The organism is Tritonibacter sp. AK171 (genome assembly GCF_030127025.1).
GTDB lineage: Bacteria > Pseudomonadota > Alphaproteobacteria > Rhodobacterales > Rhodobacteraceae > Epibacterium > Epibacterium mobile.
In genome coordinates this window covers 1,990,790-2,015,639 of record NZ_CP126134.1, presented here as the reverse complement: position 1 = coordinate 2,015,639, position 24,850 = coordinate 1,990,790, and the positions used below count along the sequence as shown (strand labels likewise).

At 60.3% G+C, this 24,850-nt stretch carries 23 protein-coding genes; 18 read left to right on the top strand and 5 right to left on the bottom strand.

Features of this window, described 5'->3' with window-relative positions; all coding sequences use genetic code 11:
- Window positions 1-34 precede the first annotated feature (34 nt).
- The 13 genes from QNI81_RS09495 to QNI81_RS09435 all read left to right on the top strand — a co-directional run bounded on the left by QNI81_RS09495 (window position 35) and on the right by QNI81_RS09435 (window position 15,477).
- Window positions 35-1,132: a UDP-N-acetylglucosamine--N-acetylmuramyl-(pentapeptide) pyrophosphoryl-undecaprenol N-acetylglucosamine transferase gene (locus tag QNI81_RS09495; protein WP_283966342.1), complete on the top strand. Its 1,098-nt coding sequence runs from the start codon at window positions 35-37 to the stop codon at window positions 1,130-1,132.
- Window positions 1,129-2,538, top strand: coding sequence for a UDP-N-acetylmuramate--L-alanine ligase (gene murC / locus QNI81_RS09490; RefSeq protein ID WP_009179233.1), 1,410 nt, complete (start codon window positions 1,129-1,131; stop codon window positions 2,536-2,538). Before QNI81_RS09495 ends, murC begins: the two co-directional genes overlap by 4 nt.
- Window positions 2,539-2,581: 43 nt before the next feature.
- Window positions 2,582-2,845, top strand: coding sequence for a DUF2484 family protein (locus QNI81_RS09485; protein ID WP_283966341.1), 264 nt, complete (start codon window positions 2,582-2,584; stop codon window positions 2,843-2,845).
- Window positions 2,842-3,090 (top strand): DUF2484 family protein, encoded by a 249-nt coding sequence (locus QNI81_RS09480; RefSeq protein WP_009178985.1) that lies wholly within the window; start codon window positions 2,842-2,844, stop codon window positions 3,088-3,090. Before QNI81_RS09485 ends, QNI81_RS09480 begins: the two co-directional genes overlap by 4 nt.
- A 67-nt stretch (window positions 3,091-3,157) precedes the next feature.
- Window positions 3,158-4,084: a UDP-N-acetylmuramate dehydrogenase gene (gene murB / locus QNI81_RS09475; protein WP_283966340.1), complete on the top strand. Its 927-nt coding sequence runs from the start codon at window positions 3,158-3,160 to the stop codon at window positions 4,082-4,084.
- Between the two features lie 345 nt (window positions 4,085-4,429).
- Window positions 4,430-5,314, top strand: a complete 885-nt coding sequence (locus tag QNI81_RS09470) for a D-alanine--D-alanine ligase (RefSeq protein WP_283967882.1) — start codon at window positions 4,430-4,432, stop codon at window positions 5,312-5,314.
- Entirely contained in the window at window positions 5,302-6,201 is a 900-nt protein-coding gene (locus QNI81_RS09465) for a cell division protein FtsQ/DivIB (protein ID WP_009179186.1), read from the top strand. Before QNI81_RS09470 ends, QNI81_RS09465 begins: the two co-directional genes overlap by 13 nt.
- A 1-nt stretch (window position 6,202) precedes the next feature.
- On the top strand, window positions 6,203-7,537 hold the full coding sequence (gene ftsA / locus QNI81_RS09460) for a cell division protein FtsA (RefSeq protein WP_009179265.1): 1,335 nt from the start codon (window positions 6,203-6,205) through the stop codon (window positions 7,535-7,537).
- Window positions 7,538-7,960: 423 nt separating this feature from the next.
- A complete protein-coding gene (gene ftsZ / locus QNI81_RS09455) occupies window positions 7,961-9,661 on the top strand; it encodes a cell division protein FtsZ (protein WP_065326808.1) in 1,701 nt (566 codons plus the stop codon).
- 197 nt (window positions 9,662-9,858) lie between these two features.
- Complete coding sequence (gene lpxC, locus QNI81_RS09450; protein ID WP_283966339.1) at window positions 9,859-10,806, top strand: UDP-3-O-acyl-N-acetylglucosamine deacetylase; 948 nt, start codon at window positions 9,859-9,861, stop codon at window positions 10,804-10,806.
- A 317-nt stretch (window positions 10,807-11,123) separates the two neighbouring features.
- A complete protein-coding gene (locus QNI81_RS09445) occupies window positions 11,124-11,975 on the top strand; it encodes an outer membrane protein assembly factor BamD (protein ID WP_009178973.1) in 852 nt (283 codons plus the stop codon).
- Window positions 11,976-12,051: 76 nt separating this feature from the next.
- Window positions 12,052-13,701, top strand: a complete 1,650-nt coding sequence (recN, locus tag QNI81_RS09440) for a DNA repair protein RecN (protein WP_283966338.1) — start codon at window positions 12,052-12,054, stop codon at window positions 13,699-13,701.
- Window positions 13,702-13,782: 81 nt separating this feature from the next.
- A complete protein-coding gene (locus QNI81_RS09435) occupies window positions 13,783-15,477 on the top strand; it encodes a chloride channel protein (protein WP_283966337.1) in 1,695 nt (564 codons plus the stop codon).
- 106 nt (window positions 15,478-15,583) lie between these two features.
- On the opposite strand, the gene QNI81_RS09430 is transcribed toward QNI81_RS09435, so the two are convergent.
- Together QNI81_RS09430 and QNI81_RS09425 are read right to left on the bottom strand one after the other, a co-directional pair.
- Window positions 15,584-16,276, bottom strand: a complete 693-nt coding sequence (locus QNI81_RS09430; RefSeq protein ID WP_005609753.1) for an EI24 domain-containing protein — start codon at window positions 16,274-16,276, stop codon at window positions 15,584-15,586.
- Complete coding sequence (locus QNI81_RS09425; RefSeq protein ID WP_283966336.1) at window positions 16,273-16,851, bottom strand: nitroreductase family protein; 579 nt, start codon at window positions 16,849-16,851, stop codon at window positions 16,273-16,275. Before QNI81_RS09425 ends, QNI81_RS09430 begins: the two co-directional genes overlap by 4 nt.
- 235 nt (window positions 16,852-17,086) lie before the next feature.
- On the opposite strand from QNI81_RS09425, the gene QNI81_RS09420 reads away from it, so the two are divergent.
- The gene (locus tag QNI81_RS09420) at window positions 17,087-17,365 is read left to right on the top strand and encodes a DUF167 domain-containing protein (protein ID WP_283966335.1); all 279 of its coding nucleotides are present in this window, start codon (window positions 17,087-17,089) and stop codon (window positions 17,363-17,365) included.
- Window positions 17,366-17,397: 32 nt separating this feature from the next.
- Here the strand turns inward: QNI81_RS09420 and QNI81_RS09415 are convergent, their stop codons facing one another.
- Window positions 17,398-17,640, bottom strand: a complete 243-nt coding sequence (locus tag QNI81_RS09415) for a DUF8831 family protein (protein WP_283966334.1) — start codon at window positions 17,638-17,640, stop codon at window positions 17,398-17,400.
- Between the two features lie 133 nt (window positions 17,641-17,773).
- Here QNI81_RS09415 and QNI81_RS09410 point away from each other — a divergent pair, with 133 nt between their 5' ends.
- The 3 genes from QNI81_RS09410 (at window position 17,774) to QNI81_RS09400 (ending at window position 19,195) form a co-directional block, all read left to right on the top strand.
- Window positions 17,774-18,433: a M48 family metalloprotease gene (locus QNI81_RS09410; RefSeq protein ID WP_065320753.1), complete on the top strand. Its 660-nt coding sequence runs from the start codon at window positions 17,774-17,776 to the stop codon at window positions 18,431-18,433.
- Between the two features lie 9 nt (window positions 18,434-18,442).
- Entirely contained in the window at window positions 18,443-18,823 is a 381-nt protein-coding gene (locus QNI81_RS09405; protein ID WP_283966333.1) for a YigZ family protein, read from the top strand.
- A 96-nt stretch (window positions 18,824-18,919) separates the two neighbouring features.
- On the top strand, window positions 18,920-19,195 hold the full coding sequence (locus tag QNI81_RS09400; protein ID WP_009179338.1) for a DUF6455 family protein: 276 nt from the start codon (window positions 18,920-18,922) through the stop codon (window positions 19,193-19,195).
- Window positions 19,196-19,273: 78 nt separating this feature from the next.
- Here QNI81_RS09400 and gatB read toward each other — a convergent pair whose 3' ends face one another.
- The gene (gene gatB / locus QNI81_RS09395; RefSeq protein ID WP_283966332.1) at window positions 19,274-20,782 is read right to left on the bottom strand and encodes an Asp-tRNA(Asn)/Glu-tRNA(Gln) amidotransferase subunit GatB; all 1,509 of its coding nucleotides are present in this window, start codon (window positions 20,780-20,782) and stop codon (window positions 19,274-19,276) included.
- 292 nt (window positions 20,783-21,074) lie between these two features.
- Here gatB and QNI81_RS09390 point away from each other — a divergent pair, with 292 nt between their 5' ends.
- Window positions 21,075-23,420 (top strand): Tex family protein, encoded by a 2,346-nt coding sequence (locus QNI81_RS09390; RefSeq protein ID WP_283966331.1) that lies wholly within the window; start codon window positions 21,075-21,077, stop codon window positions 23,418-23,420.
- 89 nt (window positions 23,421-23,509) lie between these two features.
- Here the strand turns inward: QNI81_RS09390 and QNI81_RS09385 are convergent, their stop codons facing one another.
- A complete protein-coding gene (locus QNI81_RS09385; RefSeq protein ID WP_283966330.1) occupies window positions 23,510-24,796 on the bottom strand; it encodes a hypothetical protein in 1,287 nt (428 codons plus the stop codon).
- Window positions 24,797-24,850 lie beyond the last annotated feature (54 nt).

Sequence of the window (24,850 nt, the reverse complement as noted above, 5' to 3'; positions counted from 1 at the left end):
GGTCAACGGATAAGAACGCGAAGGCAGGCACAAGATGACACAGAAACTGCTCCTGATGGCGGCGGGCGGCACCGGGGGACATATGTTCCCCGCGCAGGCCTTGGCAGAAGCGATGTTGCGCAGAGGCTGGCGGGTGAAGCTCTCTACCGATGCGCGCGGGGCGCGCTATACCGGCGGTTTTCCCCATTCGACCGAGATCACCGAAGTGTCCTCGGCCACATTTGCGCGTGGCGGGTTGCTAGCAAAGGCTATGGTCGCGCCCCGCATCGCGGCTGGCGTGGCTTCTATGGCGCTGGAAATGCGGCGTGAACGGCCTGATGCGGTGATCGGCTTTGGCGGCTATCCCTCGATCCCGGCGCTGGGGGCGGCGACGCTGTTGGGGCTGCCGCGCATGATCCACGAACAAAACGGCGTGCTGGGCAAGGTGAACCAGAAATTCGCCACCCGCGTGGCGCAGGTCGCGTGCGGCGTCTGGCCCACGGAGCTGCCGGAGGGCGCGCATGGCGTGCATGTCGGCAATCCGGTGCGCGGTGCGGTTCTGGAACGTCAGGGCGCGCCCTATATTCCGCCCGGCGATTATCCGATGTCGCTCTTGGTGATCGGCGGCAGTCAGGGCGCGCGCATCCTGTCGGATGTTGTCCCCGGCGCAATTGCCGCGCTGCCCGAAGCCCTTCGCCGCCATTTGCGCGTCAGCCATCAGGCCCGCGACGAAGATCAGGCGCGTGTTGCGCAGTTTTACGCCGATGCGGGGATTGATGCCGAGGTGCAGCCCTTCTTTACCGATGTGCCGTCGCGCATTTCCGAGGCGCAGCTGGTGATTTCGCGCTCCGGTGCGTCCTCTATCGCGGATATTTCGATCATTGGACGCCCTTCGATCCTGATCCCGCTGGCCACGGCCGCAGGGGATCACCAGACCGCCAATGCCCGCGGGCTGGTTGAAGCAGGCGGTGCCATTCGTATCCCAGAGAGCGCCCTTGACACTGCATCACTAGCAGAGCAAATCGCCGCAGTCCTGACCAATGCCCAAGGGGCCACCCAGATGGCGAACGCAGCATTGAGCACAGGCATCCCCGATGCCACGGATCGTCTCGTGGCGCTTGTTGAACATTTGTCCGAGGAAGCTGCCCAATGACCCCTGCCACCAAATTGCCCGGCGACGTCGGCCCGATCCATTTCGTCGGCATCGGCGGCATCGGTATGTCCGGCATCGCCGAAGTTCTGCTCAATCTCGGCTATGTGGTGCAGGGTTCGGATCTGAAATCTTCTAAGATTACCCAGCGGCTGGAAACCCTCGGGGCCACCGTGTTTGAGGGCCAGCGCGCCGAGAATCTGGAAAACGCCGAAGTGGTGGTGATCTCCTCCGCAATCAAACCCGGCAATGCCGAGCTGGACGAAGCCCGCGCGCGCGGTCTGCCGGTGGTGCGCCGGGCCGAGATGCTGGCCGAGCTGATGCGGCTCAAGTCCAACATCGCCATCGGCGGCACCCACGGCAAGACCACCACCACCACCATGATGGCCGAACTGATGGTCGCGGGCGGCTTTGACCCCACCGTGGTCAACGGCGGCATCATCCACGCCTATGGATCGAACGCGCGGATGGGGCAGGGCGAATGGATGGTGGTTGAGGCCGACGAGAGCGATGGCACCTTCAACCGGCTGCCCGCCACCATCGCCGTCGTGACCAATATCGACCCCGAGCATATGGAACACTGGGGCGATTTTGACCGGCTGCGCGACGGGTTTTATGAGTTTGTCTCCAACATCCCCTTCTATGGTCTTGCGGTCTGCTGCACTGACCACGCCGAGGTGCAGGCGCTGGTGGGACGGATTTCGGACCGCCGCGTGGTGACCTATGGCTTTAACGCACAAGCGGACGTGCGCGCGGTGAACCTCACCTACAAAGGCGGTGTGGCGCATTTCGACATCCTGCTGCAAGCCGAAGGGCAGAAGATCGAAGGCTGCACGCTGCCGATGCCGGGCGATCACAACGTCTCTAACGCGCTGTCGGCGGTGGCAGTGTGCCGTCACCTCGGCATGAAGCTGGACGAGATCCGCGCAGCACTTGCGGCCTTTGGCGGCGTGAACCGGCGCTTCACCAAAGTGGGCGAAGTCGACGGCGTCACCATCATCGACGATTACGGCCACCACCCGGTGGAAATTGCCGCAGTGCTGAAGGCCGCGCGTCAGGCCATTGGTTCTGAGGGTGAGGGCCGCGTCATCGCGGTGCACCAGCCCCACCGCTACTCGCGCCTGTCCAGTCTGTTTGACGATTTCTGCGCCTGTTTTAATGACGCCGATGTGGTCGCCATTGCCGAGGTCTTTGCCGCCGGTGAGGACCCTATTGAGGGCGCGAGCCGCGATGATTTGGTGGCGGGGCTAATCCGCCACGGCCACCGCCACGCCCGCGCGATCCTCAACGAGGACGATCTGCTGCGTCTGGTGCGCGAACAAGCGCGCCCCGGCGACATGGTTGTGTGCCTCGGTGCCGGTACGATTTCGGCTTGGGCCAACGGCTTGCCCGAAAGACTGAAGGGGTGAGACCGGACGCACTCCGGCCCGCGACGGCAGAGGGGAGGGGCAGATGATACCCCTCTCGCTCATTGCCAGTGCGGTCTGGGTGCTAAGTGCGAGCGTGGTGGCGTTCCTGCCGCTACGCTACCAGCGCCCACCGGGGCTGTTGCTTCTGTTGATTGCGCCCGTCCTGATCTGGTTGCTGTATCGAGATTTTGGCTGGCTCGCCGCAGGTTTTGGCCTGTTTGCGCTGCTGTCGATGTTCCGCAAACCTCTGACTTACCTATTGCGCCGCTCCTTTGGCGGGATCGAGAGTGGAGGCCCCCGGCCATGAACACCTCGTTGATCCTTGCCTGTCTCTGGGTGGTGCTGGCCAATGTTCTGGCGCTGATCCCGTCAAAAGACAACCACTGGACCCGCGCCTATGTGCTGATCGCAATCGGCATCCCGATCCTCGGGTATGTCACCTATGAAAATGGCCCATGGTGGGGGCTGGCGATGCTGGTTGCGGGCATGTCGATCCTACGTTGGCCGGTGATCTATCTGGTGCGCTGGCTGCGCGGATTGCGGCGCGGGTGAATGGCTCAGGGGTTTTCCTTTGGGTGGGCATGGCCTAAACCCACCGCAAAACCTGAAGTGAGCCATTATGACCGACCTTCCTGCCGTACGCGGGCGGCTGACGCCGAACCGAGACCTCTCTGACCTCACTTGGCTGCGCGTGGGCGGGCCTGCGGACTATCTGTTTCAGCCTGCGGACCTTGAGGATTTGCAGAGCTTCCTGCGGGATCTCCCTGCGGATGTGTATGTCTTTCCCATGGGGGTCGGGTCAAACCTGATCGTACGGGACGGCGGTTTGCGCGCAGTGGTGATCCGGCTTGGTCGGGGGTTCAACACGATTGAGGTCGAGGGCAACACCGTAACTGCAGGCGCGGCGGCGTTGGATGCGCATGTGGCACGTAAGTCTGCTGAGGCTGGGGTGGATCTGACATTCCTGCGCACCATTCCCGGCAGTATCGGCGGGGCTGTGCGAATGAATGCCGGATGCTATGGCTTCTATGTCGCGGATGTCTTTGTCTCCGCACAGGTGGTGTTGCGCGATGGCAGTCTAAAAACGTTGACCGCTGACGACCTGAATTTCCAGTATCGCCAGACCGATCTGCCAGAGGGCGCTGTGCTGGTCTCCGCCACGCTACGCGGCCCCGAGGGCGATCCCGATGCACTCGCCACGCGCATGGAAGAGCAATTGCGTAAGCGTGACGAAAGCCAGCCCACCAAAGAGCGCTCGGCGGGATCGACCTTTCGCAATCCGGCGGGATTTTCCTCCACGGGCAAGGCAGATGACGTCATGGACCTCAAGGCGTGGAAGGTGATCGACAACGCCGGATTGCGGGGTGCGACCCTTGGCGGCGCGCAAATGAGCGTAAAACATTCCAACTTCATGATTAATGCCGGTGGCGCAACCGCCGCTGATCTTGAAGGATTGGGCGAAAATGTGCGAAAAAAGGTTTACGCGGACTCCGGCATTTGGCTAGAATGGGAAATCATGCGTGTGGGCGATCCTGAGCGGTCGTGACCTCCGAAAACTCAAGTGAATTCATGAATTTGGGCCAGTGTGGCGATGTGCCGTCCGGGCTCCGCGGCGAGGTTTCGAGGGGATCAGGGCGCGCTGACAGGTTACCTTGGTTAATGAAGCTGTAACGCTTTAGTCATAATCTGGGCACTGTCGGAGCAGGCCGTGACGTGTTCGCAGGTGTGAAAATTCGGCAAAGGGGAACAGGCTCCCGCTGTCGAGACAAAGAATTACTGTACGGGAGCCGGAAAACCGGTGCCGTTATAATGATAATACGGGCGCAAATGCCCGAGTAAAATTGAGGCAGTGATCGTGGGTGGAGCGAGCGGAACACTCCCGAAGGTTGCGATGTTGATGGGTGGCCCCTCTGCCGAGCGCGAGGTGTCACTGTCGACGGGGCGTGAATGCGCCCGCGCGCTGAGAGGGGAGGGCTATGAGGTGGTCGAAGTCGATGCGGGCCCGGACCTTGTGGCGCAACTCAAAGACATCAAACCGGATGTGGTTTTCAACGCGCTGCATGGCCGTTGGGGCGAAGACGGCTGCGTGCAGGGTATTCTTGAATGGCTGCGCATTCCCTACACTCATTCCGGTGTGCTGGCCTCTGCCTTGGCGATGGATAAAGAACGCTCCAAAGCGGCCTATCGCAGCGCGGGTCTGCCGGTGGTGGATAGCGTTCTGGCCTCAAAAGATGAGGTGATGGCCGGGCATGTGATCGCGCCGCCTTATGTGGTAAAGCCCAACAATGAGGGCTCCTCCGTCGGGATCTATATTGTGCATGAGGCCGCAAACAGCCCGCCGCAACTCTCGGACGAGATGCCCGCGCAGGTGATGGTCGAAACTTATGCGCCGGGTCGCGAGATGACAGTGACCGTGATGGGCGATCGCGCACTTTGCGTGACCGACATCGTCACCGATGGTTGGTACGACTATGAGGCCAAATACGCCACGGGCGGATCGCGCCATGTGCTGCCTGCGGATGTGCCCGAAGAGATTACCAAGCTCTGCCTTGACTACGCGGCTCGCGCCCATGACGTGCTTGGCTGTCGCGGTGTCTCACGTACAGATTTTCGTTGGGACGAGGCACGCGGTGCCCAGGGGCTGGTGCTTCTTGAGACCAACACACAGCCGGGCATGACGCCAACCTCTCTGTCGCCTGAACAGGCGGAGCATTGCGGGATCACATTTGGCCAGCTGTGCGCGTGGCTGGTGGAGGACGCCTCATGCGAGCGTTGACCTCCCGTATGTCTCGCAACCGTGCCGCCGAGGGAAAGGCCGATCCCGCGCCCTCCCGGCTGAAGTATCGTATTCAGCGCTGGATGCTCACCCCCGGTATTCGCACCGGGCTGCGTGTGGGGTTGCCGCTTGGTGTCATTTTGATCGCTGCGGGCAGTTATCTGGCGAGCGAGACGCGCCGGGATCACTTGGTGGCTCTTTATAATGAGGCGCGCGCATCCTTTGAGACCCGCCCCGAATTCATGGTTAACGTGATGGCCATCGACGGGGCAGGAGAGAGTGTTGCGACCGACATCCGCGAAGTCACCTCTCTTGATTTGCCGCTAAGCTCCTTTGATCTGGATCTTCCAGCCATTCGCGATCTGATTGTGGGGCTTGATCCGGTCAAAACCGCAGCCGTGCGCATCCGCCCCGGTGGCATCCTGCAAGTCGATGTTGTGGAACGTGAGCCTGCGATTGTCTGGCGCAGCCGGGACGGTCTGGCGCTGCTCGATGAAACCGGTGCCTTCGTGGCCGAACTCGGTCAGCGCAGCCTTCATCCTGAACTGCCACTGATTGCAGGGCGGGGCGCGGACAAACGCGCAGCGGAGGCCCTGCGTCTGTTTGCGGCGGCGCGCCCACTTGGGGATCGCCTGCGTGGCATCGTGCGTATTGGTGAACGGCGCTGGGACGTTGTGCTGGATCGCGGTCAGCGCATTCAGTTGCCGGTGGAACGCCCGGTGGCAGCGCTTGAGCGGGTGATCGCCGTAAGTGAAGTAAAAGATCTTTTGGAACGGGACGTGGCTGTCGTGGATTTGCGCCTGCCAGCCCGTCTGACCGTGCGGATGAATGCACCAGCCGTCGAGGACTGGTGGCGCATCCGTCAATTGAATGAGAGCTCCTATTGATATGACAGACCTGTATCAATCCCAACGTGCGATGCGGCAGATGCGCCGCCAGGCCATGCAACGCGGTGTGGTGGCCATTTTGGATGTAGGCAGTTCCAAGATTTCCTGTCTGGTACTGCGGTTCGACGGGATCGGGCGGCTGAGCGAGGACAACTCCATCGGCTCGCTGGCGGGACAGTCGGGGTTCCGCGTCATCGGCGCGGCCACCACACGCTCGCGCGGGGTGCAATTTGGCGAGATTTCCGCCATGCAGGAAACCGAGCGCGCCATTCGCACAGCCGTTCAGGCAGCGCAGAAGATGGCTGAGGTTCGGGTCGATCACGTGATTGCCTGTTTCTCCGGCGCTCTGCCGCGCTCTTATGGGCTGGACGCCACGGTCGAACTCGAAGGGCAGGAAGTCACCGAGAATGAAATCGCCCGCGTGCTGGCTGCCTGCGAGGTGCCGGAATATGGCGCGGGGCGCGAGGTACTGCACGCGCAGCCGGTGAATTTCGCACTCGACAATCGTTCCGGTCTTGAGGACCCACGCGGCCAGATGGGGCAGGCGCTTTCGGTTGATATGCATATGCTGACGGTTGAGGCTGCAGCGATCCAGAACCTGGTGCGCTGCGTGCAGCGTTGTGATCTGGAACTCGCAGGGATTGCCTCTTCGGCTTATGTGTCGGGTATTTCCGCCCTTGTTGAGGACGAGCAGGAGCTGGGCGCGGCCTGTATCGACATGGGGGGCGGAACCACCTCGGTGTCGATCTTCATGAAGAAACACATGATCTATGCCGATGCGGTGCGCATGGGCGGCGATCACATCACCAGCGACATTTCCATGGGGCTCGGGGTGCCGACCGCCACCGCTGAGCGGATCAAGACCATGTCGGGGGGCGTGCATGCCACCGGGGCGGATGACCGGGACATGATCGACATCGGCGGCGAGACCGGCGACTGGGAGCGGGACCGCCGCACGGTCAGCCGGGCCGAACTCATCGGGATTATGCGTCCTCGGGTCGAGGAAATCCTGGAGGAGGTGCGTGTCCGTCTCGACGCCGCCGGCTTCGATCATCTGCCGAGCCAGCAAATCGTTCTGACCGGCGGCTCCAGCCAGATCCTCGGGCTTGATGGGCTTGCAAGCCGCATCCTGGGTCAGCAGGTCCGTCTGGGGCGCCCGATGCGGGTGCACGGGCTGCCACAGGCGGTGACCGGGCCGGGCTTTGCCTCGGCGGTGGGGATGTGTCTCTTTGCTGCCCATCCGCAGGATGAATGGTGGGATTTCGACGCGCCGGTGGACCGGATGGCGGGGGGATCGATGCGCCGCGTCGTGCGTTGGTTTAAGGACAACTGGTGATTTGCGCGGCGCTCGGCAAACCTTTGCCGATTGCCGCAAATGCGCCAAAAGTTACCCACAGGTTTCCCACAGCTTCTCCACATTGGTCGTGACAGGCCCGTGCGGATCAGGTAAAGCTGCATGAAATAGGCTGAAAATCAGCGATGTGCGAGGCCGAGCAGGGGTTCGCCGCAATCTGAAGTTAAGGTTTTTGCCGTCCGCGTTTTGCGTGCGGGGTGACCTTCTGTTGTGTGTTGGTCCTGTAATTTACACCATATTTCGCCAGAAAGGCGATATTCGGCAAGTTCCTACGCCTTTTGGCCCATATTTTGTGGGGCAATGCGCTTTTGGGGATGACGAGACTCATGCGTCGCGATAAGATTAAGGCAGAAGAGTGACAATCGACGCCCTTGCGGGAGGGCTAAAAACACAGGCGGAAAAAGCATGACCCTGAACCTTTCGATGCCCGGACAAGAAGAGCTGAGCCCCAAGATCACCGTATTTGGTGTGGGCGGTGCGGGCGGCAATGCCGTCAACAACATGATCGCCAAGCAGCTTGAGGGCGTAGATTTTGTTGTGGCCAACACCGACGCGCAGGCGTTGCAGCAAAACGCGGCCAAGAACCGGGTGCAGCTCGGCGTTAAAGTGACTGAAGGTCTCGGCGCAGGCGCACGTCCTTCGGTGGGCTCTGCTGCAGCAGAAGAAAGCATCGAACAGATCGTGGATCACCTCGCAGGTGCGCACATGTGCTTCATTACTGCGGGCATGGGTGGCGGCACCGGTACCGGCGCGGCTCCGATCATCGCGCAGGCGGCACGCGAACTGGGCGTTCTGACCGTGGGTGTCGTGACCAAGCCCTTCCAGTTTGAGGGTGCCAAGCGGATGCGTCAGGCGGAAGAGGGTGTTGAGAGCCTTCAAAAAGTCGTCGACACGCTGATTATCATTCCGAACCAGAACCTGTTCCGTCTCGCCAATGAGAAAACCACCTTTACCGAGGCGTTCTCCATGGCGGATGACGTGCTCTATCAGGGTGTTAAAGGCGTCACCGACCTGATGGTCCGTCCGGGCCTCATCAACCTCGACTTTGCCGACGTCCGCGCCGTGATGGATGAGATGGGCAAAGCGATGATGGGCACCGGAGAAGGTGAAGGCGAAGATCGCGCCATTCAGGCCGCCGAGAAGGCCATCGCCAATCCGCTGCTCGACGAAATCAGCCTCAAGGGTGCCAAGGGTGTGCTTATCAACATCACCGGTGCGCATGACCTTACCCTGTTTGAACTGGACGAGGCGGCCAACCGCATCCGCGAAGAGGTCGACCCGAACGCAAACATCATCGTTGGCTCCACGCTGGATACCGAGATGGAAGGCAAGATGCGCGTTTCCGTCGTTGCAACGGGTATCGACGCGTCTGAAGATGCCCATGAGGTTCCGGTTCCGCGCCGTCCGATGTCTGCTCCGCTGACCAAAACCGTGAGCGTTGAAGAAAACCGTCGCGCACCTCTGGAGCTGACCGAGCCGATGGAAACTGCGGCCCCGGTTGCTCAGGCAGCGGCTGAGGTTCCTGCCGGGCAAGAGCCTTCGCTCTTTTCCGAGTTTGACTCACAGCAGGGCGCACAAAGCGATGACCTGATCGAGGATGTGCGCGAAAGCGCGGATGCGACCGATGGTCTGCCGCCACCTGCGTATCAGCCGCAACCTCAGCAGCAGATGCAACAACAGCAGCCGCAGCAGGTTCAACAGCAACCTGTGCAGCAGCAACCCGCAGTAACGCAGGCTGAAGTGTTCGTTGCACCGCGTGCCCCGGCGCCGGGAACGCCATCACAGGATGCAATCGTGCGTCTGCGTGAGGCGGCTCAGCGTCATCAGGGTGGCCAACAACAGCAGCAACCTGCAGCGGCCGCGCCGCAACAGCAGCAACCGCAGCGTCGTGCAGCAGATGCGCAAGAGCAGCGTCGTTTCGGCCTGAATTCTCTGATCAATCGTATGACCGGCCATCCGCAGGAGACGACGCAAAATCGTCCCCAAGCGGCGCAACGGGTCCAGCCGAGCATGCAGAATGCACAGCCCCAGCAGGCCGAGCAGCCGCATGATGAAGATCAGGAGCGGATCGAAATTCCGGCTTTCCTGCGTCGTCAGGCCAATTGATCTGTCAATAAATACGTGAAAAAAGGCCGCCGAAAGGCGGTCTTTTACTTTTTATTTTCATGAGGTTAGGTTGACCTCAGCGGTGTTTTGCCAAACTGTAATATTCATGTTTCATTCGGTTACAAAGATTGAATTGAGGCTAGTGCACAGAGCCCTTAGGTGTACCGGCAAGGCGGCCCCAGAGGCCGAAGCTACCCATGAGGCACATTGTGCAAAACACGCTCAAAGCAGCAGTTACCTTTGAAGGCACCGGCCTGCATTCAGGCAAACCGGCCATGATGATTGTGCGCCCGGCTCCCGCCGAGCATGGCATCACCTTCATGCGGACCGACATTGCCTTGGGTAACACACTCATTCCAGCGCGCTGGGACATGGTGGAGCGCACAGCGCTGTGCACACGTCTCGTGAATGGAGCCGGTGTGTCTGTTTCAACCGTAGAGCATATCATGGCGGCGCTTGCAGGCTGTGGTATCCACAATGCTCGTGTCGAGATCGACGGACCTGAAGTGCCGATCATGGATGGCTCTTCTGCGGAATTCGTCCGCAAGATGATGGCGACTGGCATCCGTCGTCTGGGTGTACCTGTCCGCGCATGGAAAGTGCTGAAACCGGTCATGGTGGAAACCGAGGATGCGCGCGCAACCCTGTTGCCCTGCGACCGGTTGAAAATCTCTTTTGACATTGAGTTTGCGGAAGAAGGCATTGGCCATCAGAGCCGCGAACTGGACCTGCGCAACGGCACTTTTGCTCGCGAACTCTGCGACAGCCGCACATTCTGCCGTCGCTCCGACGTTGAGGCGATGCAGGCCAATGGTCTCGCGCTCGGCGGTGTGCCGGGAGAGAATGCAGTGGTTTTTGACGGTCCTGTGGTCCATGCAGGTTCTGGTCTGCGCCACCCGGATGAGCCTGTTCGTCACAAGATGCTCGATGCACTTGGGGATCTTGCACTGGCAGGCCTGCCGATCTTTGGTCACTATGTGGGGGAACGGGCAGGGCACTCGCTCACCAATACTCTGCTGCGTGCGCTCTTTGACACGCCGGGTGCCGTACGCGAAGTTACCTGTGATCCGATCATGACCGCACGTCTGCCGGGCCAAGGCTTGGTCTGGTCCGAAATCCCTGCTCAGGTGCGCCGCGTCGCCTGATCGCGGGCCGTGCAAATACTCAAATCAGATATGAAACGGTCGGCTCGCGTCGGCCGTTTTTCACTTTGTGCATCAATGCGCGTGTTTGAGGCCATGGAATGCTGCGGTTTGAGGAAGCAAGCAGACTTGACCCTCACCGGCTTTCTCTGCCAATTGAGCTTGAGCAGTGTGAAAGGCGTTTTGCACATCATATGAATGTGCTAGACCGTGGCGACGCCCCGTCCCATACATGGGATGTTAGGCCCCGCCAGCGCCAAGACGCAGGCGAAAGGACGCGGTCGTGAGGCTGCAGAACGAGACGGTGAAGTGAGGCAGGAATGATCGGCATCAGGGCAGCAGCCAAAGGGATCGGAGTGGTCGCACTGATGGCGACTCTTGCCGCGTGCGGTGGTGCGGATGGTGATGCACAGCGCTCGGGACAAGATCTCGAAGTATTTACTCCGGCTCAGATCTACGAACGCGGTGAGTTTGAGCTTGCTCGGAACCGCGAACAGGATGCGGCTTATTATTTCTCCGAGGTTGAGCGGCTCTATCCCTATTCTGAATGGGCCAAGCAATCGCTGATCATGCAGGCCTTCACCTATCATCAGGCTGAGGATTACGAGAACAGTCGCTCCGCTGCACAGCGCTATATCGATTTCTACCCCACTGATGAGGATGCAGCCTACGCCCAGTATCTTCTGGCGCTGAGCTATTATGACCAGATTGACGAGGTCGGGCGCGATCAGGGGCTGACGTTCCAGGCGTTGCAGGCGCTGCGCACGGTGATCGAGGTTTATCCCGACAGTGAATATGCCTCCTCCGCGATCCTGAAATTCGACCTCGCCTTTGATCACCTTGCGGGCAAGGAGATGGAGATCGGTCGCTACTATCTGAAGCGCCAGCACTACACCGCAGCGATCAATCGCTTCCGTGTGGTGGTTGAGGATTTCCAGACCACCTCGCACACGGCCGAAGCATTGTATCGCCTGATCGAGGCTTATCTGTCGCTCGGTCTGACAGATGAGGCACAGTCTGCGGGCGCCATTCTGGGTCACAACTTCCAATCAACAGATTGGTACGAGGATGGCTACAAACTGCTGACCTCGCAGGGCCTCAAGCTCAAGGATCGCGGCAACAACTGGCTCGCCAAGATCTATCGCCAGTCGATCAAGGGCCAATGGCTCTGACGGACTACAGTTCTGCGCAATTGGATCCGAGCGTTGGTGTGCAGCGTTCGGATCGCGCTCAATACGGGGCATCTAGATGCTGCGCGCGCTTGATATTCGCGACCTTCTGATCATCGACCATCTGGAACTGACGTTCCAGCCGGGTCTGAATGTACTCACCGGGGAAACCGGTGCCGGTAAATCCATCCTTCTTGATTCTCTGGGCTTTGTGCTGGGCTGGCGCGGACGTGCTGCATTGGTGCGCCAAGGTGCTGAGCAAGGGGAGGTCGTTGCGGAATTTGATCTGCCCGAGGGACACGCGGCGCGGGCGGTGCTTGAAGAGGCTGGGTTGCCGGTTTCTGACAGTCTGCTGTTGCGGCGGGTAAATACCGCGGATGGGCGTAAAACGGCATGGGTCAATGATCGCCGTTGCTCGGGCGAGGTGCTCAGAGCGCTATCTGACACATTGCTGGAGCTGCATGGCCAGCATGACGACCGGGGTCTCCTTAATCCGCGTGGCCACCGGGCGATGTTGGATGAATTTGCCAATGCCGCAGCCCAAGTGGAAGAGGTGCGCACCGCATGGAGCGCCGCAGCCCGCGCGCGCAAGCAGGTGGCCGATACCCGTGCAGCCTTGGAAAACGTGCGCGCAGAAGAGGAATTCTTGCGCCATTCGGTGTCCGAACTGGACCAGTTGAACCCGGAACCTGGCGAAGATGAGAATTTAGACACCCGCCGCCGTCATATGCAGGCCGCTGAGCGTATCCGGGGCGATATTGCCCGCGCGCACAGCCTGCTGTCTGAAGGGGCGGAGGGCGCGATGGGAGAGGCGCAGCGCTGGCTGGAAGCCGTCTCAGGCGATGCGGGCGAAGCGCTTGATGCACCATTGGCGGCCCTGAGCCGCGCCATGATCGAGTTGGGCGATGCTCAGGACGGGGTGGAGCGGTTTCTCGAAGGGCTCGATTTTAACCCCGGCGATCTGGAAGATTGTGAAGAACGCCTCTTTGCGATCCGCGCCTTGGCCCGCAAACACAATGTCCAGCCAGATGATCTGGCAGAGCATGCGGATGTGTTGCGCGAAAAACTTCAGGCACTGGATGCGGGCGATCAGAATCTTGCGGATCAGGAAAAAGCACTGAAGGCCGCAGAGGCTACATATCAGACCGCAGCAGACCGTCTGTCCGCCAAACGTCGCGATAGCGCGGCGACGTTGGATGCGGCGGTAATGGCGGAGCTGGCACCGTTGAAAATGGAACGCGCGGTGTTTGAAACCTTGATCACTGACGCAGAACCGGGCCCAGAAGGTGTCGATGCGGTGGCCTTCACCGTCGCGACAAACCCCGGCGCGCCAGCGGGTCCGCTCAATAAGATCGCATCCGGTGGCGAGTTGAGCCGCTTCCTGCTGGCGCTCAAGGTCTGTCTGCGCGGCGAGGATGCCGAAAAAACGCTTATCTTCGACGAAATCGACCGAGGGGTCGGAGGCGCAACTGCAGATGCGGTTGGGCGCCGGCTCAAGGCGCTCGCAGATGGCAGTCAGGTGCTGGTTGTCACCCATTCGCCGCAGGTGGCGGCGCAGGGGGCTCATCACTGGCGGGTGCAGAAATCCGTTGAAGCGGGCGTGACGCTGTCGCAAGTGGTGCCACTCAGCGATGACGAGCGGATCGATGAAATCGCGCGTATGGTCTCGGGGGACCGTATCACACCAGAGGCACGCGCGGCGGCCAAAGCTCTGCTGGCAGACGTCTAGCGATGCGCCGCGAGAATATTTGTTAACCATCACAGGATGGGTGTGGCACTGATAGGTCAGTGAAGGGATCGGAGAACCTAAATGGCGCGATTTGAACGCTCTGCACTGTCCGAATATTTTGCCCAAGCCAAGGCGAGCCTGAAGGATGCGCAGCGTGTTCTGGTCCACCGTGGCCCGAGCCAGCTACAGTTTTGGCTGATCGCCATGATCATCGGTATCCTTGCAGGCTTTGCTGCACTGTTCTTTCGCAAGGGGATCACCGCATTGCAGGGCGCGGTCTATGGTGCGGAGGACGTCGACTATCTGCATAGTTTCGCCGCCACGCTGCCTTGGTATGTGCTGCTTTTGGTCCCGGTGCTTGGGGGGCTGATCGTGGGGATCATCCTGCATCGCTTTACGCCGGACGGGCGTGTACGCTCTGTTGCCGATGTGATCGAGGGCGCGGCCCTGCGCGACGGGCGTGTCGAGATCCGTGAGGGGCTTGCCTCAGCCTGTGCCTCGTTTCTGACGCTCTCGACCGGCGGGTCTTCGGGCCGAGAGGGGCCGGTGGTGCATATCGCGGGTATGATTTCCACATGGATCAGCGATCGCATTCGCGCAGATGGGGTCACGGGCCGTGATCTCTTGGGCTGTGCGGTGGCGGCAGCGGTCTCTGCGAGTTTTAACGCGCCTATCGCGGGTGCACTCTTTGCCATGGAAGTGGTGCTGCGGCATTTCTCGGTCAATACCTTTGCCCCGATCGTGGTGGCCTCTGTTGCTGGCACGGTGATCAACCGGCTGGAATATGGCGATGTGACCGAGTTCGTTCTCACAACCCCCGGCGCGTTGCAGTTCTATGTGGAATTGCCCGCCTTCTTGATCCTTGGTCTGATCTGCGGCGTTGTGGCGGTGGTGCTGATGCGTTCGATCTTCGTGACCGACAGGTTAGGGACTGCGGTCCAATCTGCGCTTGGCGTGCCGCGCTGGTTGCGTCCGACAGCCGCTGGCTTTCTGCTCGGCATGATCGCGATCTGGTTTCCTCACATTATCGGCGTTGGCTATGAAACCACGGTTCTGGCGCTATCTGGTCAACTGCTGCTCAGCCAAGCGATCCTCTTCACCATCGTCAAAGTGGCCGCCGTTTCCATCACGATGGGCGGGCGCATGGGCGGAGGCGTGTTCTCGCCGTCCCTGATGGTTGGCGCTTTGACGGGGCTTGCCTTTGGGCTTATCGCCACCAACCTGCTGCCAGATGTGTCGGGCACCCACACGCTTTATGCCTTCGCGGGGATGGGGGCTGTGGCGGCGGCGGTGCTGGGCGCGCCCATCTCGACCACGCTTATCGTGTTCGAACTGACGGGGGACTGGCAGATCGGTCTGGCGGTGATGGTCTCTGTGTCAATGTCCACCGCTCTGGCCTCGCGCCTTGTGGATCGGTCGTTTTTCCTGACCCAACTGGAAAAGCGTGACATTCACTGCGCCGCAGGGCCACAGGCTTACCTTCTGGGCACGCTGCGGGTCGGAAAAGTCATGCGCCCGCTGTCAGCCTCAGATCCTGAGAGCGCGCAATTGCTGATGGACGAAGGCATTGCGATCAGTCCAACCGCGACGCTGGAGGCGGCATTGCCGATCTTTGACAGGGCAGGGGTGGAGTTCATTCCCGTGGTTGATGAAGAGGAACTTTCTGAAGAGACCGGAGAGCCAAAGATGACCCTGATCGGGGTCATTCACCATATCGATGCGCTCAAGGCCTATAACCGGGCTTTGGTCGCCATCGCCGCAGAAGAGCATCGTTAAGGCACATAGAGGGCCTGCGCCCCGAAGGGGCGCTGGGCCCAAGGCTGCTTGTGCTGCATCTTTGATGCAGCGCACAGGCGCGGGAGCCACCCCGGCCTGTGATGCATCAGCGCTGACGCCAGAGGGCGTGAAAGATATGTGTAAAGGTCGCAGCGCCCAGGATCGGGATCAGCAGGTTCACCAACGGGATCGACAGCGGCATCGCCATCAACACACCCGCTGCCCAGATCGTAGCGCCATGACGCCGCCGCAGGCGTTTGGCTTCCACCAGCCCAACCCGGCGTGCCGCGGCAAGGGTGAAATACTCACGCCCCAGCAAGAACCCGTTGAGCCCCCAGAAAATGAACAACGCCGCTGGGGGGAACATGACATAGAGGATGAGCGCGAGCACGTTTGCAGTGAGCAAAACGCCGAGAAAATTCACGGTGTCTTTGACGCCTTCCCAAATCGATAACCCCGGAACCGGCGGCAAGTGGGGATAGTGTTTGGCCTCAACGGCGGCAGCCACCTCGTCCAGAAACATTGATGTGATCGCCGAGGCGACCGGTACCATCAAGAACACCGATAGCAGCATCATGAAGAAGAATGATCCGACCGAAAGCAGATCATTCAGCCATGTCACTTGACCAATCAGCGGCAGCGTCGTTTCAGGCCCGACCAGTGACTGGATCAGGATCAAAAGCGCTGCATAGGCCGCAACCAGTAGCGCAAACGTAAGCCCCACGCCGAGAAAGAGAACCCGGCGAAAGCGCGGGTCTCCAATTTGACCAAGAGCATTGCCAAAGGCGGTAAAGATCATGTTTCAACCCATGTGGTGATCGCGTCGACATCCGGACGCGGGCGCTCGGGCGGCACGGCACCTTCGGTGGCGATATGGATGAGGCCCGCGATACGTTCATTTTCCGCCAGCTCAAAGGCAGCTTTGCAAAAACCGCGATCATGGCTCATCCAGCCAGAGAGCCAGTTTGCACCCCAACCCGCCGCCAGTGCGGCGTTCAGCAGGGCGAGGCAAACGGCACCTGCGGAATAGGTCATCTCCAGTGGCGGGATCTTGGGGCTGTCCTTTTGGATCTCAACCACCACCACTGCAAGCTGGCCGAGGTCAAACTGGCTGCGTGCCTTGGCGATATCCTCAGATGATTTGCCCAGACGCGCGCCCGCTTCTGCAGTGAGATCACCCAGCCGCTGCATCGCGCCTTTTTCCACCACGATAAAACGCCAAGGCTCCAGCTTGCCATGATCCGGCGTACGTGCGGCTGCCGTCAACAGCGGCATGAGGTCTTCACGTGTGGGAGCAGGAGCGATCAGCGTTTTGGCCGGGCGAGAGCGGCGGCTGTGCAGAAAATCGAGGGCGGCATCATTGCGTTGTGGCATATGTAAAACCTTTTTACATCTTGTCCTGCCCTATGTCGGGCAGCTGGAGGCGGGTTTCAAGGGGAAAGCGGCCTTGCGGGGCCAGTCACTTGAGTGCGCGGGACTGGGGGCTGGGAACGCATCTTCTGCGGGTGTATTGCTGCCACGAGAATGTGTCCACGGGCATCATCGCACATGACAAGTGGCGCCAACGCACAACAGGCTTTTATGCGCGCCTCAACAAGGACCATGACCCATGGCAAAACCTAAAGCACGCGCATTGGCCGACCTGAGTGATCTGGCTCAACCCGGCGCTGAGATCACGGTGCGTGTCACGCCAAAAGCGGCCTATAACGCAGTGCTGCGCCAAGGGGATGTGATCAAAGTGATGGTGACCACCGTCCCAGAGGGCGGCAAGGCAACTGCGGATGTCGCAGCACTATTGGCGCGCGCATTGGGTATAGCACCGTCGCAGATCACTCTGCGTCGCGGGGCAACCAGTCGGGACAAGACATTTGTTCTGACAGAGCAGTGACGCGCGCACTCAGAGGCGAGCCAGGGGTTGGGTCAGCCGTTCTTTTCCATCACCAGCCGGTAAACCCCCTCGGGCAGGTCCAGTGCCGCAGCGAGGTCTTGAACCTGTTCTGGCGATAAGGTGATGCGCAGCGTCGAATTGGTGCGGGGATCGAATTGTTCGATTGTGACACATTCGGCGAAAGCATTGATAATCACATCCTCGTTCAGATGGGTTTTATCCTCATCGACGAGCGTGATCACAGTGGAATCAAATTCATGCTCAATGGTAAACATGACCTGAGCTTGCCACCTGTTTCGCTACGCTGGCAAGTCGCGTTCGACATTCGGTTCCAGTATCTGTGACGGGCCGTTGATTGCATATACTGCAAAATCCGGGCTAGCCTGAGGCAACCGATTGTGGAGTACCATGCGCCGTTTCCTGATTCTTCTCGTCCTCTGGGTTGCAGCTTGTACCGGGATCAACCCGGACGATCCGCATTATCGTGCCTTTGTTGATGTGGCGCAGAAGGTGGAGCCTGTGGGCGAGGCGCAGTGCCGGAAGAAGAACCCAAACCGCAATTGTGATTTTCAGGTGCAACTCGACCTTGATCCTGCAGCACCTGCAAACGCCTTTCAAACCGTAGACCGCAGCGGTCGGCCGGTGGTGATTTTTACAGGAACGATGCTGAAGAGCTTTCGCAATGCCGACGAGATGGCCTTCGTCATGAGCCACGAAATGGCCCACCACATCCTTGGCCATCTCGATCAGCAACGCATCAATGCGGTGAAGGGAGCGGTTTTCCTCGGTGAATTGGTGTCCCTCGAAGGGGGCACGCCGGAGCAGGTGGCCAATGCCCAATATGTCGGCGCAGTTGTGGGCGCACGCAGCTATTCCAAGGCGTTTGAGCTCGAAGCCGACACGCTCGGCACGATCATCACCCATCAGGCGGGCTACCGTCCGAGCATTGGCGTCAAATACTTTGATGCGATCCCCGATCCCGGCGATGCATTTCTGGGCACCCATCCCGCCAATCCGGATCGCATCCGTTTGGTCAATCAAACCATCCGCAAATACCGCCTGAACTGAGAGGGCATCATGTCAAAGAATACCGAGGTCACGCGGCTGGCCCTCAAAAAGCTTGGCGTGGTGCTGACAGATCGCGGATCAAAATACGCGGTGAGTGGTGCATGCGTGCGCAGCCGCGAGGATGTGGATGCAGTGCTCACCACCCTCAAAGCAGAACGCAGCTACGCCAAGGCCACCCACAATACATGGGCTGCAATGCTGCCCACCGGTGTGCTCAAGGCTGACGATGGTGAAAGTGGCGCCGGTATGGTGATCCTGCGCATGATGGAACGTGAGGGCCTCAGCGATCATGTAATCATCGTAACGCGCTGGTATGGGGGCAAAAAACTCGGTGGAGATCGATTTCGCCGGGTGCAGGATGCAGTCCGCGCCTATATTGAAGCGCTCTGAGGCGCAGGCGTAAAACCTCTATTTGACCTGCATCAAGGCGCTATCTGTCGGGGGGCGGCATGCTTCTCCCTGAATTCAGGAGCAGGAGCGCGCAGCATGATTGACCCGGAAAAGCTCAAAACCCACGCAGCCCTTTTTGACAAGATGGGCAAAGCGGTCGGTCTCGATCTCGAAGAAGAAGCCATAAATGGTAATCTTCAGTTCGACGAGATTGCCGAGGCGGTATTGCGCTGTACGCGCTGCGCCTGTCCCAAGACCTGCTCTCGCTATCTGGGTGGTTTGACCGAGGAGGTCGAACGCACGCCCGACTATTGCCGCAACGCTGATCTGCTGAGCTATCTTAAGGAAGAGCGCGCGATGGCGGCGGAATAGGGGCCGCACACAGCCAGAGCGATACACAAAAGGCGACCCGGAGGTCGCCTTTTTTCATTGGAAGGGCAAGACGTCGCCTTAGCCCAATTTCTTCGCGACCAGTTCGTTCACAGCCTTGGGGTTGGCCTTGCCGCCGGTGGCTTTCATCACCTGACCGACGAACCAGCCTGCAAGTTTCGGGTTCTCTTTGGCCTTTTCCACCTGTGCGGGGTTGGCGGCAATGATCTCGTCCAGAGCTGCCTCAATCGCACCGGTATCCGTGACCTGCTTCATGCCGCGCTCTTCGACGATCTGGGCCGGGTCGCCGCCTTCGGTATAGACGATCTCAAAGAGGTCCTTGGCGATCTTGCCGGAGATGGCATCAGAGGCGATCAGATCAATCACACCGCCAAGCTGCGCAGGCGAAACCGGGCTGTCGGTGATGTCCTTGTCGTCCTTTTTCAGGCGACCGAACAGTTCGTTGATGACCCAGTTCGCGGCCAGTTTGCCGCTGCGGCCCTTGGCCACCTCATCAAAATAGTTGGCGCTTTCCAGATCTGCAGTCAGCACGGAAGCGTCATAATCCGTCAGACCGAAGTCTTTGATGAAGCGTGCTTTCTTCTCATCGGGCAGCTCGGGAAGGGCGGCCTTGATGCCATCCACCCAGTCTTGCTCGATCTCCAGAGGCAGCAGATCGGGGTCGGGGAAGTAACGATAGTCATGCGCTTCTTCCTTGGAGCGCATCGAGCGGGTCTCGCCCTTGTCGGGATCATAGAGCCGGGTTTCCTGCTCCACTTCGCCGCCCGCCTCGACGATGGCGATCTGACGCCGGGCCTCGACCTCGATCGCCTGTTGAATAAAGCGCATGGAGTTCATGTTCTTGATCTCGCAACGGGTGCCGAGATGGGAGAAATCCTGCGTTTCCTGATACTTTTCGTACTGGCCCGCGCGGCAGATGGAGACGTTCACATCGGCGCGCAGGTTGCCGTTCTGCATGTTGCCGTCGCAGGTGCCCAAATAGCGCATGATCTGGCGCAGCTTGGCGATATAGGCGGCGGCTTCCTCGGGGCCACGGATGTCCGGGCGCGAGACGATCTCCATCAGGCAGACGCCGGTGCGGTTCAGGTCCACGAAGGACATCGACGGGTCCATGTCGTGGATCGACTTGCCGGCGTCCTGCTCCATGTGGATGCGCTCGATCCGCACGGTGCGGGCGGTGCCGTCGCCAAGCTCCACCAGCACTTCGCCTTCGCCCACGATGGGGTGGTAGAGCTGGGAGATCTGATAGCCCTGCGGCAGGTCGGGGTAGAAATAGTTCTTGCGGTCAAAGGCGGACCAGAGGTTGATGTCGGCCTTGAGGCCAAGGCCCGTGCGCACCGCCTGTTCGACGCAATATTCGTTAATCACCGGCAACATGCCGGGCATCGCCGCATCCACGAAGGCCACGTTAGAGTTGGGCTCCGCGCCAAATTGGGTCGAGGCCCCCGAGAAGAGCTTGGCATTGGAGCTGACCTGGGCATGCACCTCCATGCCGATGACCAGTTCCCAGTCATGCTTGGCACCCGCGATCACTTTGGGCTTGGGGAGTTCATATGTCAGGTCGAGCATGGTTTTCCGCCGTATCCGTATATCTGTGTCTGCACAGCGTTCTAGGCCCGCGGGCGGCAGGGGGCAAGGGGGCAGGGGGTACATGAAACCGGGAGCCGGGTCGATATTTCCACTTTTGCACGGGCTGTAGGCCCGGGCAGCGCCCGTCCGCCCCCATGGGCGGGCGCTTCGCTTCCGCTCGCGGACGGGCGTTGCCCTCAGCGAAGGATGGCTTGGCGGCGATTCAGCCTCTTGGCGGCGTGTGCCAGCAGGGCTAGAACTGGCAGCCCGAGCAGTTCAAAAGGAGGCCGCCTTGGACACATCCGCACGCATCAGCCAGACCATCGCCGGTGAAATCAGTGCCAACGCCAAACAGGTGAGCGCTGCCGTTGCGCTGCTGGACGAAGGCGCGACCGTGCCCTTCATCGCGCGCTACCGCAAAGAGGTCACTGGCGGGTTGGATGACACGCAGCTGCGCACGCTGGCTGAGCGTCTGGAGTATCTGCGCGAAATGGAGAAACGCCGTGCGGCTATCCTCGAGTCGATCAAATCTCAGGATAAGCTGACCGATGATCTGGCGGCCTCCATCGCCAAGGCGGAGACCAAGGCGCAACTGGAAGACATCTATCTTCCCTACAAGCCCAAGCGCCGCACCAAGGCGATGATCGCGCGGGAAAACGGGTTGGAGCCACTGTTGGATGCAATTCTGGCGGATCGCGGGGCCGATCCCGAGGCGCTGGCGGCAGGCTATCTGTCCGAGGCGGTAGAAGATACCAAATCGGCCCTCAATGGTGCGCGTGACATTCTGACGGAACGCCTGACTGAAAACGCCGATCTGTTGGGGCGTTTGCGGGCCTATATGCAGTCCGAGGCCGTACTGAGCGCCAAGGTTGTCGAAGGCAAGGAACAGGCAGGCGCCAAGTTCTCGGATTATTTTGAACACTCTGAAAGCTGGAAAACCACGCCCTCGCACCGGGCGCTGGCGATGCTGCGGGGCTCCAATGAGGGCATCCTGACGCTGGATATTGCACCTCCGGGCGAGGAGGGCGTGGCACGCGCTGAGGAGATGGTTGCGGCTGTGCTGGATGTGCGCGGCAGTGCGCCGGGCGACAAATGGCTGCGTAAGGTGGCGGGCTGGACGTGGCGGGTGAAACTGTCGCTGTCGATGATGCTGGAGCTGATGGGCGATCTGCGCACGCGGGCGCAGGATGAGGCGATCGCCGTCTTTGCGCGCAATCTCAAGGACTTGCTCTTTGCAGCGCCAGCCGGTGCGCGACCGACTCTCGGGCTGGACCCGGGCATTCGCACCGGCGTCAAAGCGGCGGTGGTTGATGCAACCGGCAAATTGGTGGCCACCGAGACCCTGTACCCGTTTCAACCCAAAAATGATCTGCGCGGGGCGCAGGTCTCCATCCTGAAGCTGATTGCAGAACATGGCGTCGAGCTGATCGCGATTGGCAATGGCACCGCCAGCCGCGAAACCGAACGCATGGTGGCAGAGGTTTTGAATAACCTGCCCGTCAAGGTCAAAGCCCCGACCAAGGTAGTGGTTTCTGAGGCTGGCGCTTCGGTCTACTCCGCGTCCGAACTGGCAGCGCGAGAATTCCCGGATCTGGATGTCAGCTTGCGCGGGGCGGTCTCAATCGCGCGTCGCCTACAGGATCCGCTGGCGGAGCTGGTCAAGATCGAACCCAAGAGCATCGGTGTCGGCCAGTACCAGCACGACGTTGACCAGCACAAACTCTCCAAATCGCTGGAGGCAGTGATTGAGGATGTGGTGAATGCGGTGGGCGTAGACCTCAATATGGCCTCAGCCCCGCTCTTGGCGCATGTCTCGGGCCTTGGCCCCGGCCTCGCCGAAGCCATCGTGGCCCATCGCGATATCAACGGCGCATTCGCCACCCGCAAGGAGCTGCTGAAAGTCGCACGCCTCGGTCCCAAGGCGTTTGAGCAATGCGCCGGGTTCCTGCGTATCCAAGACGGCAAAGAGCCATTGGATGCGTCCGCCGTTCACCCCGAAAGCTATGATGTCGCGCGCAAAATCGTGGCCGCCTGCGGGCGCGATATTCGCCAAATCATGGGTGATGGTGCTGCACTAAAATCCCTGCGCGCTGAAACATTTGTTGCGGGCGACGTTGGCCTGCCCACCGTTCGGGATATCTTTGCGGAGCTGGAAAAGCCGGGTCGTGACCCGCGCCCGTCCTTTGTGACCGCCAGCTTCACCGATGGTGTGGAAGAGATCACCGATCTCAAACCGGGCATGGTACTCGAAGGCACGGTGACCAATGTCGCGGCCTTTGGGGCCTTTGTCGATATCGGCGTGCATCAGGACGGGTTGGTGCACGTCAGCCAACTGGCCGACAAATTCGTGAAAGACCCGCATGAGATCGTGAAAACCGGTCAGGTGGTGAAAGTCACGGTGGTCGAGGTCGACGTGCCCCGCAAACGCATCGGTCTTACGATGAAAAAAGACGGTGGCGCGTCTGCACGGGATGATCGCAATGCCCGTGGTCCCGCAAAGGGGGGGACGCGCGATGGTGCGAAGGGGCGTTCATCGCAACACTCACGACAAAAGATGTCGGCCGCCCCGAAAGGCAAAGCCAACAACGACACTGGTGCGCTGGGCGCGGCTCTGATGGACGCGTTCAAGAAGAAATAGCGCAAGGGAGACGCGCTGCCCCAGTCCTCTTCTAACCTTAAATATCCCGGGGGAGAGGCCCTGCAAGGGCCGAGGGGGCAGCGCCCCCTCTAACCTGCGGTGACTTCGGGACCGGTGTCGGTGAAAACCACCCGATAGCCCGCCTCAATGTCATCGCGAAACAGATCTGCAATGGCACGCAGCGCATCCATTCTACCCCGTTCGGCAAATTGCCGGACGGATCGCACCTGCGTGTCATTGTCAAATCCGGTTGATGCATGTGCCCAGATCATCGGATGCAATTCACGCAGATGGTTGCGGATCAGCCAATGGGCGGCCTCAGCGATCTGTGCCCGGATCTGTGCAACCTCGGCTGGCGTTTCAGCCTGTGAGCGCAGGGCGATACTACAATAGGCTGACATCAGGTTGATGCGTTCCTGAGAGGGGGCACGGGCAACGATATCGGCCACACCATCCAGAAAAAACGCCACATCGACACCCTGACATGCGGCATCGGACTGCGCTAGCGCGTCGAAATAGACCCAAGTATATCCCGCAGCGCCCCAGTGGTCCTGCACCAAGGAAGCGACGCGGCGCGCCTCTAATTCCAGTGCCACCAAGCCTTCAGCACCTTGTTCCACTAGATGCGTCCCAAGCGCGCGCAGATGGCGCGGGTTGCCGGGGTCAAGGCGGATCAGATCAATGTAATCATCGGCGATTTGCCGCAGATCAGCCGCGCGATCCGCACTATAAAGCGCGCAACGCGCTGCGGCCACAAAGGGTTTGGCTGCCGCTTGCGCCGGGATTTGCAGCAACAGCGCTTTGGCACGGTTTTGATGAGCTTCTGACCGCGACGTCAGGGTCGCCCGTTGCCGGTTCGCTTTGCGCTTTGAAATCCGACGGCAGGCCCAGGCAATATCCAGATGGGCAAGCGCCACCAGCGTGGACATGACCGGTGTGCGCTCACATTCTAGCCGCATCCGTTCCAGCGACATAATTCCGTCCAGTGTGACACGTTCGGTCAGCGACAGGCCTTCGCTCAGCGCATGCTCAACAGCATTTATGACATCCGCGCGGGCCCCATAGGCGATGAGATCCGCAATGGGCGTGCCGCCGGGCGTCGCTTCGCGGGCCGTGTCTGCCGCGATGATCCGTGCCTCGACATCGTCCCATCGTTCTTGGCGCGCCAGAAATTGCCCTTGGGCAATGGCGGCATCGGCGGCTTCGTCCTCTGCATTGGTCGCGGGCACCGGGATGGACAACACGTCCTCAAGGCGCAGGGGGGCCTCCGATTCCTTAGCCTGTGCCCGTGCCGATGACAGCGATACCGGCATACGGAGCTTTGGAAAATTCATCCCATCACGGGCAAGCAACGTCGACACGCGAGGTGCGATCAAGCGGAGCGCTTTTTTTAAACCGTCTTTTGCCGGTGGTGCAGAGAGTGGCATCAG